This window comes from Microbaculum marinum, assembly GCF_037855135.1.
GTDB lineage: Bacteria > Pseudomonadota > Alphaproteobacteria > Rhizobiales > Tepidamorphaceae > Microbaculum > Microbaculum marinum.
In genome coordinates this window covers 128468-141019 of the sequence record NZ_JAZHOF010000010.1, presented here as the reverse complement: position 1 = coordinate 141019, position 12552 = coordinate 128468, and the positions used below count along the sequence as shown (strand labels likewise).

Annotated in this window: 9 protein-coding genes and 2 pseudogenes; 4 read left to right on the top strand and 7 right to left on the bottom strand. The window is 58.2% G+C overall.

The window, feature by feature from the left end:
- Window positions 1-30: 30 nt before the first annotated feature.
- From V3328_RS21925 to V3328_RS21905, 5 genes and pseudogenes are all read right to left on the bottom strand, one after another.
- On the bottom strand, window positions 31-651 hold the full coding sequence (locus tag V3328_RS21925) for a hypothetical protein (RefSeq protein WP_340331859.1): 621 nt from the start codon (window positions 649-651) through the stop codon (window positions 31-33).
- Window positions 638-1372 (bottom strand): hypothetical protein, encoded by a 735-nt coding sequence (locus V3328_RS21920; protein WP_340331858.1) that lies wholly within the window; start codon window positions 1370-1372, stop codon window positions 638-640. Before V3328_RS21920 ends, V3328_RS21925 begins: the two co-directional genes overlap by 14 nt.
- Window positions 1373-1591: 219 nt before the next feature.
- Window positions 1592-2080: pseudogene (locus tag V3328_RS21915) on the bottom strand (integrase core domain-containing protein); the annotation flags it as partial.
- Window positions 2070-2351, bottom strand: a pseudogene (locus V3328_RS21910) (transposase); the annotation flags it as partial. The pseudogenes V3328_RS21915 and V3328_RS21910, both read right to left, overlap by 11 nt.
- A 251-nt stretch (window positions 2352-2602) precedes the next feature.
- Window positions 2603-4558, bottom strand: a complete 1956-nt coding sequence (locus tag V3328_RS21905; RefSeq protein WP_340331857.1) for a hypothetical protein — start codon at window positions 4556-4558, stop codon at window positions 2603-2605.
- Between the two features lie 586 nt (window positions 4559-5144).
- Between V3328_RS21905 and V3328_RS21900 the strand changes: the two genes are divergently transcribed.
- Window positions 5145-5660, top strand: coding sequence for a hypothetical protein (locus tag V3328_RS21900; protein ID WP_340331856.1), 516 nt, complete (start codon window positions 5145-5147; stop codon window positions 5658-5660).
- A gap of 7 nt (window positions 5661-5667) precedes the next feature.
- Window positions 5668-7764: a helicase HerA domain-containing protein gene (locus V3328_RS21895; protein WP_340331855.1), complete on the top strand. Its 2097-nt coding sequence runs from the start codon at window positions 5668-5670 to the stop codon at window positions 7762-7764.
- A 547-nt stretch (window positions 7765-8311) separates the two neighbouring features.
- Here V3328_RS21895 and V3328_RS21890 read toward each other — a convergent pair.
- Window positions 8312-9262, bottom strand: a complete 951-nt coding sequence (locus V3328_RS21890) for an O-methyltransferase (RefSeq protein ID WP_340331854.1) — start codon at window positions 9260-9262, stop codon at window positions 8312-8314.
- Window positions 9263-9272: 10 nt separating this feature from the next.
- Window positions 9273-10607, bottom strand: coding sequence for an ATP-binding protein (locus tag V3328_RS21885; protein WP_340331853.1), 1335 nt, complete (start codon window positions 10605-10607; stop codon window positions 9273-9275).
- Between the two features lie 122 nt (window positions 10608-10729).
- On the opposite strand from V3328_RS21885, the gene V3328_RS21880 reads away from it, so the two are divergent.
- Both V3328_RS21880 and V3328_RS21875 read left to right on the top strand, forming a co-directional pair.
- A complete protein-coding gene (locus V3328_RS21880; RefSeq protein WP_340331852.1) occupies window positions 10730-11851 on the top strand; it encodes a DNA cytosine methyltransferase in 1122 nt (373 codons plus the stop codon).
- Window positions 11852-11862: 11 nt separating this feature from the next.
- Window positions 11863-12303 carry a very short patch repair endonuclease gene (locus V3328_RS21875; RefSeq protein WP_340331851.1) on the top strand — a complete coding sequence of 147 codons (441 nt, stop codon included), beginning with the start codon at window positions 11863-11865 and terminating at the stop codon, window positions 12301-12303.
- Window positions 12304-12552: the final 249 nt, after the last annotated feature.

Sequence of the window (12552 nt, the reverse complement as noted above, 5' to 3'; positions counted from 1 at the left end):
ACCGGACAGCAGTGACTGTTACCCTGGATGCTACCTTTTGGAGAGGGCAGCGATAGTATGCCGGTCGCTGACCCCAGCGATTTGATTGTAATATTCCCGCAATACTGCAAAGCAGATAGTAACTACTGGTGCCGCAAAAATCAACGTATAGGGGACCAGAGGCCAAGTTACGTCGGTTTGGTTGTTCACATATGACCAGTAGTAGACTAAGATAGAGAATACACTGACTAAGAGGCCAGCGAGTGGAAGCCAAGCGGCGCTACGATAAAGCCGCATACGGGAGCCACCATCCGCCGCTTCCGCAAAAACTTTCAGCATGATTTCCCGCCGGTAATGAAAGATGAGGGCAATGCATAGGAAGCAGACGATGCTGACCATCACATTTCCGATTCTCTGAAAATCCTTGTGCAGCGCAGGTAGGACATTGGGGTTGGTCAGAAACAGCGGAAGACTTGCAACGATCAGCGAGATACCGGCAAGAAACCCAGTGAATACCCGTACGAACGTACCGAAGTCCGCCCCAGCTTCGTCCGCACTTGCAGGGCTTGGGGCATGCTCGAGCTGAGGAGGGGATTGCTCAGTACGTACGGGTTCCGCAGGAGTCACGGACAGAGCCGATTCTCCGGTATCCGTGGGGTCACTCACAGTCATCACCTTCCATCGGCTCGCCGAGCGCACAAAGGCCACTGGTCAGATCCCAGCCAAACAGCGAATTCTGCGCGGGGCAATTCAGATATCGCACGAGGCGCAGCAGCGCCGACGGGACACCGGCCGCGCTAAACACATTGCGGTCGGGTGCAGGCGTCATTGTCATAAAGCCCGTTGTCCCGAGAAGCGGCGAAAGTCCACGGCCTGGCGTTCCTCCTGAGGACTTGTCGACCGCCGCCTCAAATCCATTCTGCGTCCCGGTAAAACAAAGATTAGGTTTGCGGGAGTAAATAACGATTTTGGCCTTGCTGCCATCGCGGCCGCGTGCGTCGTTGAGCGTCTCAAGTAACCTGATGGCGCATTCCTGCCCCTTCCGATTGGTCGTAATGTCACAGTAATCCTGCCCTCGGGGGGGCTTAAAGGCCGACCAATGCGCAAGTATCAAATCTGGCTCAAACGCAGCCACCGTCGCGGCATTTATCCAAGCGCCTGCGGCGTCCGGAGCCGAAACATCAAAATGCTTTATCGTCAGGACTTTTCTAGGGAAAATCGCCGGAAGAACGGTGTCACGCAAAACAACCCAATTCGGTGGCCCATCTCCATAGGCGATAACCTCGCCGTCCAAAATTGCAATCCTGCGGCCGGCATTATCAGCACCCGCAAGGCCCGGTGCGACAAGAGTCGCCGCCCATACGACTGCTATCCAGATCAGCCTTTGTCCCATTGGCCCGACTTCCGCAAATCAAGCTGCAGAATACACAACACCTATTATTGCTCATGGCCCTCAAACACTCAAATCAATTATTGCCCTGCAGCAGCGGGGGGTATGAATAGCAGTGGAAACTGAAAGGGCGGCCTCGTTCAGTGCTCACCAAAGGTCGGCCAGAGACGATTTCATAGCGGCGTCCAGTTCCTGACGCGGCGCGTCGTTGCATTCCGTGTACTAGATGTTCAGTCCCGGCATTTGACGGATTGGATCGAGAGTGAATCTCTCTGGTTCTTTTGACCAGATCTTGCAGATGTATTCGTATGGCGTGAGGCCCTTGAGGGTCTTCATTGGCCGCCCGAAATTGTAGGCGCTGACGAAGTCGTCGAGGTGCTGTCGAAGCTGATCGTGGCTGTCGTAGTGGTAGCGCTTGACGGTTGCATCCTTGATCGTGCGGTTCATGCGCTCGACCTGACCGTTCGTCCAGGGATGGTTGATTTTGGTGAAGCGATGCTCGATGCCGTTTTCCCGGCAGCGCATGTCGAGAATGTGGGTCGTGTAGCGGGCGGTCGGACCGTTCGCGTAGCGCGGCGCGTAGCGGAACTGGATGCCGTTGTCGGTCAGGATCGTGTGGATCTTGTAGGGTACGGCCACTATCAGGGCGACGAGGAAGGCCGACGCCGTGACGCGGTTGGCCTTCTCCACCAACCCAACGAAGGCGAACTTCCGCGGGAGGATCGCCGGCCGAGGCCAGGGCATGGAAGATATCGATCCAAACGCCTTTGGCGGCCCAGTGTACGAAGCGATTGTAGAGTGTTTTGCGCGGGCCATAGACGTCCGGCGCATCGACCCATCGGCCGCCCGACTTCAGCACATGGACGATGCCGCTGATAACCCGGCGGTCATCAATCCGTGGCTTGCCGCGCGTATCGGTCTGCAACAGCGGCTCCAGACGGCCGAACTGCGCATCTGTCAGCCAGAAATAATCGCAATTCATCATCGAACTCCAGTCAAAGACCGTGAATCACGAAACCGGCAACAAGGGAGTCCTTTTTATGGGTCCGGGCCCTAGCTTCTTGCAGACGCAGAGTGATGGGGACAGCGTCCCATTCAGTAGCGTGCGGCGGAACAGCTGAAACTGGGGCGGAAGGGAACTGGTATCTTTCGGGCGTCGAAGTGCCGAAGCGGTCGCAAGCAAAATGACCGTCTCAACGTCACCCGAAGCCGACCTCAATAAGCCCACTCGAACTAAACGCGCGCAATTCGCTCATCAAGCCACTGCAAAGCCCGCCTATGCATTGCAATGTCGCTTGGCTCAAGTTGCTTGGCATGCGCATCAGGCCGATCGCTCACAATCTCAGCATTTCGATTAAAGACGGCTTTGTCACCGAAAATGCGTTCGAACAAGGACCAATGCTTGTTGATGATTGCGACAAGCTCAAGCCAATAAAGCTTCTCGGCGATCAGATCCAGGTTGAATGGTTCGAGTTCAGCGCGTCGCTTCTGATTGACTGCAGCGAGTAGCGTAGCCTTGGCAGATGGGCCATCTTTCGAAGAGAGGGCGGAAACACGAAGGAAGTTGATTACGATGGACCGCAGTGAGCGCTCAATCACGTTTCGGCGGTAGGATATTGCCGCAAGCTCTTCAGCCCATTCATCCATAAGAGACCGCGCTTCGCCCTCTGCCGAATCTGATGATTCATCAACGATTGGCTGTTCCTCCGCTATCATCAGGAGTGCCATACGCATCATGGTGCCCGAGATCGCTCCGTTGGCCGCGGTGATGCCATAGCGCGTGAGGGTGCGATGTAGGTTCGGTGGTAGCGCGGCTCCATCTTCCAGCAAGGACAGAGCTGCTCCCCTGAGCTCCGGATAAACCCGGAATAGGTGCTGTAGTGCTACCTTTGCCAAGGCAGCGCCTTCATCTCTACCATAGTCGTCCAACATCGTTGAGACTGTGGCAGCTGACAGCGTGATTGGCCGCGCAGCAATTTCAAGCTTTCCGTGCAACGAGGAACACGTTTTACGAATCCAGAACGGCATGTCAGAGCAGAACGACGAGATACTCTCTAGCGCATCTTCCTCGAATCGAAGTCCAGCCATCCCTCCAATGCTCCTAATCATCGCGTTCGCTGCGCCCCGAGGAAGAGGACTCAGGTACTCTTCCGGAATAAAGGCAAGTGCAGCGTTTTCGACGCCAGCGATGGATTCAACTGAAAACCAGCGGCTTGAGACTCCACTGACCAGCAACGATACTTTCCGGTCAGCACGGGCAGCTGCGTGATAGGCCGCGCGGACATTCCGCCAAAAGTCTACAAAACCGTGACGCCACTGCGGCGCTCCACCATTGCTGGGAGTAATGTAGTCGATCTCGTCAAACACTATTATTACAGGGACATCGAACTGCTCTAGGATTGCCTGAAAACGGTTTGTCGCCTCCGCCGTTGTACCCGAAAATGGCGTAGCGTTAACTTCGGCATAGCTTTGTCCGCTCTCCCGGAGACCGCGCAGTGACTGCTCAATCGAGCAGAGTAGACCTGCAGCGTCCAGAGTAAAAACGTCGTCGCGCTGACAGTCGATGAATAGAGTCGTTGCATCATAGTTGTTCTTAATCTCTACCAGAACCCGGTGAAGTATAGACGTCTTTCCGATTTTCCGGATGCCAAAACATGAGCGTATGTGCCCAAAATGCAGTTTCCGGGCCAGTTCTTGGGCCTCAGTACGTCGGCCAAAAAACTGCGCGTCGCTGGCCACAGGTCCAGTGACGTCGAACGGATCCTGAGTGAAGAATTCGTAAGAGAGAAGTCGCTCCAGCTCTTGACCACGCGGCAAGATACCTGTGGAGGTGTAAACTGGGATAATGGCCAATCCATTCTCACGCCCCCAACGCTTCAGCTTCGTATTTCCACGTCCATCTTGGTGGACGATCACACACAGCGTTGACTCAAGTCTCCCGTCCGACTCGTTGATAAGGCGACGCGCAAATCTGATCGACCTTGCCTGCTGATCTGCGTAGACGTTCCCCAAGATCAGGATTTCCCGCTCGATTCCCAAGATATTTCGAACACGTTTCGATCCGCGTCCAAAAAGAACAAAATATTCTCCCGTTTCGAATTGGCGTAGGGACTCGTAGTTGATGACGAAGAGCCCATCCATCGCTGATTGGGTCTCGGCGGACAACTTGTCTAGTTCATATTTCCCCATGTCGATTCCCCCTTACGCAGATCCACGCATTACGAAGGTAGACGAGGGATGAGCGCAAGAGACCCACTGCAAGTCTCTGAAGTGTTGGTTCCTATAGGTGACCGCCTTCGGATGTAGCTGAGAATGCGTAAGCGTACGGCGTAGACGCTATTGCGGCTTCGGGTCCGCGGTAGATGCTGGTGTCCACGAATGAAGATGGACACTTAGCGAGCAGCGGTCTTGAAGCGAGGCGGGAAGCGCCGTTTCTGGTCGGACGACGAGAAGCACCGGATTGTGGCGCAGGCGCGGGTTCCTAACGTGTCGATGGGGATACCGAGGGGGTTTCTGTATCCCCCTCGCTATCCTGGCCTTCCCCGTACACATACCTGCTCACAGCCGCCTGCGGCAGTACATCCGGACAGCGTACCATTCCGTGATTTATGCACTCTTCGTGCATAACCCGCCCGCAACCACCCACTGCTTCATTTTCATCGTTCCGCTCTCAGACAGAGACGCGCTCGCTTCACCGCAATACATGAGGAGTTTGCACTTGACGTAGCGGCAGTGATCGCCCCCAATTGCAACCTGGGGACTGGGGACGCGTCCGATGCAATTGCTGCTTAAACGCTCTCAGGGCACAACCGCTATTCTGGCCAGACCGGTGTTCAGGCTCTATGCGCGCGTCGAGTTCGAGGATGACGAGGAAGCGATCGTAAAGCGCTATCGTTTCGAGAGTGCCAAGTTGATCGTTGCCATCCAGCCGGGGCTTTTGCGGCGGAGCGCGCTTGTCGCCGCTGCGGTGTTCGTAACCTGCTTCATCCTTCTCGCCCGCACCAGCTGGCAACTCGCCGGACTGCTCGGCGTCGTCGGCGGCGGGGCGGCCGGGTGGCTGTACTTTGACCGCGCCCGCGAGACCATCTTCGTCAAGGACCTCATCCACGGCCGCTATTTCGAGTGCAAGAGCATCATCGAGTTGGCCCGCAAGGAGGCCTGGCTAGGACTTATCACCAGCTTCCTGCGCCAGGTGATGGAAAGCGCAAAGCATTGGGACGGCACCGAGGCGGTGCCGATCGATGCCTTGTCCAAGCAGGAGGCCAAGTACGTGGTGATCCGCGGGCTGTGATGGTGCCATGATCCCGAGAGCCGCCAGGCTGCATGCCTTCCTGCACGGGCTGTTCGAGCCCGGCGACATGCAGCTTGCCCGCGAGGCATTCCACGAGACCGAACGCCTGTTCCGAAGACACGGCCTCGTGTCTGCCGAGGACCGCGACCGGCTGATCGCAGACATTGCCGGCGATATATACGAAACCATCATCGGCGTTGACGAGCATTTCGAGCGGCACCACGTCGCGGAGATTGTTCGCGTCCTGTTCGACCACGAGGAGATGTTCGTGCTGCCGGACATCGACTGGTCTCGTCGCCGGTCCACGTCGGAGTGCTGGGAGCTGCGGGACACGATCCTCGTCCAGCGCGGTCTGGTCGAGGACTACGATGAGAGGATCGAAGCAATCCGAAAGGCACTGGCCAATCTGTTTTTCGTAACCGCTGAAGCGTCCCCTCCCCGCGATCCTGGCCAGGCGGCCGGTGCCGCCATCCGCGTGGCGACGAAGCGCCTCGACCTTATGCAGGGCGTACCCGACCTGCTCGATCATCTGATCGGAATCGTGTTTGCAGATGCCGTCGAGAAGGCCAGCCTCTTTCCCCGCGTCCGCAAGCGTCTCGATCGGAACCTGATCGCCGCCTCCGGTGGCAACCCGGCAGATCCGGCGACCTTCAAACGCATGCCGAAGTTGCCCTCGAAATCTGACATTGCCGATCGACGGCAGCTGGTCGGCACCTATCTCGGCGGCACACCTCTGACCCGTTTCTTCGATGGAGAGATCGCGTTCACGATTCCCGAGACGCTGCGCTTTGAGCACCACCACATCGTCGCCGGCACGGGCCACGGCAAGTCACAGACCCTGCAATATCTGATCGCCCACGACCTCAATGCCGTCGAGCGCGGCGAGGCCTCGGTCATCGTCATCGACAGCCAGGGCGACCTCATCAATACCATCGCCGGCCTCAAGCGCTTCGCGCCTGGCGAGCCGTTGCACGAGCGCATCGTGCTGATCGATCCGACCGACGTCGAATATCCGGTGTCGCTCAACCTGTTCGACGTCGGGATCGACCGGCTGGCCAGCTATCCGATGCTGGAGCGCGAGCGGCTCACCAATTCAATCCTGGAGCTCTACGACTTCGTGCTCGGCAGCCTGCTCGACGCCGGCATGACGCAGAAGCAAAGCGTGATCTTTCGCTACGTGACGCGGTTGATGCTGCACATCCCGGACGCCACCATCCACACGCTGCTCGAGTTGATGGAGCCGGGCGGCGACATCAAGTTCGCGGAATCGATCGCCAAGCTGACCGGCACCGCCAAGCATTTCTTCGAGACCGAGTTCACGTCCAAGGAATTCGAGCAGACGAAACGCCAAGTGCTGCGGCGACTGTGGGGCATCCTGGAGAACCAGACCTTCGAGCGCATGTTCTCGCATCCGCGCTCCAAGCTCGACCTCTATTCGGAGATGAACGCCGGCAAGGTGATCCTGATCAACACGGCCAAGGACCTGTTGAAGGAGAACGGCACCGAGATCTTCGGCCGCTTCTTCATCGCGCTGATCGCCCAGGCCGCCCAGGAGCGCGCCGTGCTGCCCGAGCACAAGCGGCTGCCGACCTTCGTCTATATCGACGAGGCGGCCGACTACTTCGATCGCAATATCGGCATCATCCTCACCCAGGCCCGCAAGCAGAAGACCGGCATGATCCTGGCGCATCAGTATCTCGGCCAGTTGGGCCCGACACTCCAGGACGCCTTCGCGGCAAACACCTCGATCAAGTTCGCCGGTGGCGTGTCCAACAAGGATGCCCGGGCACTGGCGCCCATGCTCGCCAGCGACCCGGCGACAATCGAGGCAGAGCCCAAAGGGGCGTTCGCCTGTTCGGTGCGGGGACTGACCAAGGGCGCGGTGTCGCTGGCATTTCCGTTCGGCTATGTCGAGGTCATGGAAAAGATGAGCCGCCAAGAGAGCGACCTTTTGAAGGATCGGATGCGGGAACGCTATGCGGTCCACTACACAGAAGCGAGGCCGCCAGAAGAGAGGGAGGAAGTCGAGGACGGCGTCGAAAAAGAGGATTCAGATCCGCCTACCGATCCCGAAGATGACGGCCAGCCGATGCGATGGGAATAGCCGTCATCCGGCAGAGCTCGTTTGAGAACGGCTTTTGTCTGCACGCTGTCGACTGCAGTCTTAATGTTCATTTTCAGGATGCAGGTCACAGTCAAAAGGAGATTTTGATCCAAAGCGGAGATCAAAAAGCTATTCGCTCTGTGACCGCTTCGCACCTCGTGTCCGCCGTTCGCCGATGATCATAGATCTTTTCTGAGCAGAGAATCGCTTTGTCCTGCACCATTGTCGGAATGTGCCCGTTCGCTGCGGCGCGAACAAATGACCGAGGTCGCCCGAGTGCGGCCCGGGGATCACGGCCGACCGGTTCGTCGTATACGACAACCCGCCGACGACACTCGAGTACTCACCCGGCAATGCGGCTCGCGGGTTCGAAGGAAGAAGACAGGTGGGAGGGTTCTGGCAATCCGTGCGGCGGTGGCTGCGAATTCGGCTGTCGGGGTTTGAGTTGCTGCTGGTTGCCGATATCGGCATTGCGTCGGCGTCATTATGAGCAGTCGTACGCCATACCGAACGCAGGGAACGGATGTGTGGGTGGTAGCCGTAGGACCTACATCAAATCGACCGGCACAAAGGTCGGCAGATAGCGATAGAGTTCGATGTAGTGCTGGGCGTCGCTTTGCGGCATCGGTCCGAAATCCAGTTCCGTCCCCTCCGGCAGCGGCAGTTGACGTTCCAGATGCGCGATTTCGCGCAATGTCAGCTTTGGCGCCCGTATGCGGAAGGGCTCGGCACCGTTGCGGTTGAACATCAGCCGATCAAAAGCGCAGGCATCGAACGCCGCACGTTTCTCCCGGTCGAAGAATACCCCTCCGAACGTGGCCATCTTGGCGCCGTCGTCGTACTGGAAATTGAACAACTGCTCGTAGTCTAGCCGCTCTGCCGGCTCCCGGACTCCGTTGGCCGTCGATAGAGCATCGAGGATCTCGCTATTGCCTACACGCCGATAGAAATTCGCTAGCCCCCATCCGCGGAGGGAAGTCAGATCGGTCTTCGCCGGAATTCGTTCGTTACCGAGCTCGGAGCGTATCTGATCGAGCATATCAGCACCATCTTCGTTGGGCGACCGCGGATGGGCATTTACGGTTACCACCAATATCGAACCGTGCGACGCTGAATGGGCTACGGTTCGAATGTCGCCGATAACAGACCGCACTAGCGGACCGTCATAGTCCAACCAGATGATCGTCGGCGTCGAAAAGTCGACATCCGTCAGCCTTTGCTCGGTTTCGCCAAACATCATGGTGATACCGGAATAAGGCTTGTTCCACTCAAAGCGCTCTCCATGATTGGCATGCTTCTCGATGCTGAACATACGAGAAATGCCCAAGCTGCGATGGATCAGCCTGAAATCCGCAAAGAAGACTGATCCCAGCCCAACATACTGATAATCCTCAAGAACATGAAACTGCAGGCGACGAAACGCCTCGCAGAGCATAATCCGCTCTACGTGCTTCGATGGGCGCAGGCGGTAATCGATCAAGCGATAACTCGGTGCCATCCTGCGCTCGCTACTCGTCTTCCACGTGCCGTCGATAGGCTTCCTCGAAGGCGGCGTCACCCGTATCGCGTGCGGAAGTCGTTCCCATCGCCTCCTGCAGGGTCTCTACACGCTCCTTTTCCTTGCGGTACTGGATGTTGACGGTCCTCGGGCGAGGAGGGCGTGGGCTCGTCGGATAGCGGAACTTCTGTTGGTTCTTCACGTCAGCGATGGCCGTCGTCTGCGCGGCAGCCAGAGCGGCAGTCAAGCGTCGCTCCGCTTCCGGCAGATCGCTTTCGCTATCGACCAGGTTCAGGAAATCGATCACTGGCCGCATGATTCCCGCCATCGTCTCGCGCGCATCCAGCCAGATCGTGTCGTCGGGATCGATATCGGTCTTTGTCGTGTTCCAAGGCAGCCGGCCGGCATCGTCGCAGTCGAACAGGACGTAACCCCGGAAACGCGCAAACTGATTGTGATAGCGCGGAGTACCGCTAGCAGCGTCCATCTCCGCCGATTCCCATCCCCAGCCGGTTTTCTCAGTCTTGTCGGCCCCCAAGACCAGCCGGCCATTGCAGATTACATACCAGCCAGCATCGCTTGGGTTCGACCGGCCGACACCTGCATAGATACGCGTACTCACCGGGGCATCGCTGCCATTGTACGTTCTCTCCCGGTACTCGGGGGCAAATTGGTCGTCTGCGATGAGCTGCCATTGGTGGCTTGGTATCGCCGAGCCGCAGACCCGCACACTGAGGCCATGGGCGATGAAATAACCGTGCTTCTGTCGGATCTCATTCTCGACCCGCGTTCGAAAATGCTCCAGGCTGAACTGGCTGGCCGCGTCATCGATGAGATCCGTTACCTCGATCCGCGTGCCAATCTCCAAAGTCCCGTCGTTTTCGCCATACTCGGCCAACTCGAAATCCCAGCTGTCCTTATCCTCCATCCACTTTCCGAGATCGACCGCTAGCCGGAACCAGTCCTTCACCGTGGCGGACTCGACAACATACTTCCGCCCGAAGCTAAATAGCGCCCGCTTCATACCGACGCCGAATTGGCCAATCGATCCTGGAATGCGCTCCATGCCCTCGGCGCGGCCGAAGCGGAAAGCGTAGTCGCGGGCGACTTGCAGGGGGATGCCACCGCAGTTGTCTCGGATCGCGAATTTTTCGCTATCGAACTCGATCTCCACCCAGAATTCCGATAGATCGGTGGCGTCGGCCGCAACTCGTTTTGCGCCATCGACCGAATTGTCGAGTAGTTCGATAATCGCGGCTTGGTGAGAAATGTCTCTCGTAAGAATGTACACAAAGAGTTCTTTGGTCGGCTCGACCTTGATTTTCATCAGCTCTTGCTCGGCCATGCTCTCCCCCCTTCGGCCGCAAACTTGCCTGCTGGAGAGCCATTTCGCAAGCGCCAGGTGGAAAGCCGGCGATCGACGCGGTGTGATCGGCATGCTAAAAGTGAACAAAGGAAGGGGCCAAGGTGCAAGATAACCGGATAATCGATCTGTTCTCGGGCTGCGGGGGATTTTCGCTTGGTGCGCACCTGTCGGGCTTCAATGTTTCGCTCGCAGTCGATTTGGATCCGATTCTTTCGTCCTCCTTCGGTAGCAATTTCCCGGGTGTTCCCCTCCGAAATTGGAACTTGGCCGAGGTCGAGCCCGAACAGTTGAAAGCTGCAGCCGGCGGAAGTCCAGCCGGGATCATTGGCGGTCCGCCCTGCCAAGCTTTCAGCGAAATTGGCCGACGTAGTCTAACGGACGAAAGACGCGACCTGATCGGCCATTTCTTCCGGCTTGTCGCTGCACTGAAGCCAGGCTTCTTCATAATGGAGAACGTTCGCGGACTCGGCTTCCCCGGCAACAGGGAGGTTCTCGAAGACGCGCTGGAGCTGGTCGCCGATCGCCACGTCATCCTCGGCCCTGTGTTGATTGACGCGGCCGCATTCGGTGCGCCGACCAGCCGTAAGCGGTTATTCGTCTTTGGTGTCGATCCCTCGAAATGGGACGTACCCGATCTGGCCCGCCTCGACGCCACGAAGAATGCGCCGCTAACCGTGCGAGATGCCATCCATGACCTCGCAACGGCACGCTTTGTCGGTACCGGCGCCGAAGGATTGGACTGGTGGCAATACGACGGTCGTCGCCGCCCCTCCCCCTACGCCGAAGCCGCGCGCGGCACACCCCCGCACGGGCTGGGTGCAGCCTCAACCATTGGACGTTTTTCCGGACATACGAAAACCCAGCATACGGACGCAGTGGTACGCCGCTTCGAGCGCGTCCCTATGGGACGGCAAGATCCGGTGGGTAAACATAAGCGCCTCGATTGGAACGCGCAGGCGCCGACGTTGCGGGCGGGAACCGGTAGCGATCGCGGATCGTATCAATCGGTTCGCCCGATCCATCCCAGCGAAGATCGCGTTATTACGCCTCGCGAGGCCGCCAGGCTGCAGGGCTTTCCGGACTGGTTTGTCTTTCATCCGACCGTTTGGCATAGTTTCCGCATGATCGGAAATAGCGTCTCGCCGTTCGTTTCACGGGCGGTCCTTTCGTGGATTGCCGGCCAGTGCTTCAAGGCCGAACCGGTACGCGAGGCGGCCGAGTAGGGCGGGCAGCCATGGCCGACCGGCTCACGCCAGAGCGACGCTCCTATCTGATGTCGCGCGTTCGCGGAAAGGACACCATCCCCGAACTCCGCGTCCGGAAGCTCGCCCATGCATTGGGCTATCGGTTCCGACTGCATCGCCGCGATCTGCCGGGAAAGCCCGATCTCGTATTCCCGCGGCTCGGTAAGATCGCCTTCGTTCATGGCTGCTTTTGGCATCGTCACGAGGGCTGCAGATTGGCAACCCCATCCAAGAGCAGGACAGAGTTCTGGGAAGCAAAGTTCGCAAGGAATGTTGAACGCGACCAGCGCGTCCAAGAAGAACTGCGAAAGCTAGGCTGGGATGTGATTGTCATCTGGGAATGCGAGACCCGCGATCCACGGAAGTTGGAAAACAAAGTTAGGCGGTTCCTAGCAGAAGAAAGCCAGGGAGCAGTGGCGCCAAGTTCCTGACGATCCTGTCGCCTGTCGAGTTAGCGTTGTACGCCCGCGCTGGGATTTCACCGGCGGCGCAAACCTGACCTTTCCGCCCGTTTGCGCCTGCGCCCTGCCGGGTGCGCCCGCGCATCTTGCGCGGCATGGGCCGGGGAAACCGGGCCCTCGCCTATCTTGTGATTACTGAACGCTATCGCCCCCGCTGGATCGTCTGGCAGAATGTCCCTGACGTCTGGTCCTCGAACCGCGGAGGGGATGCTGGCGCCT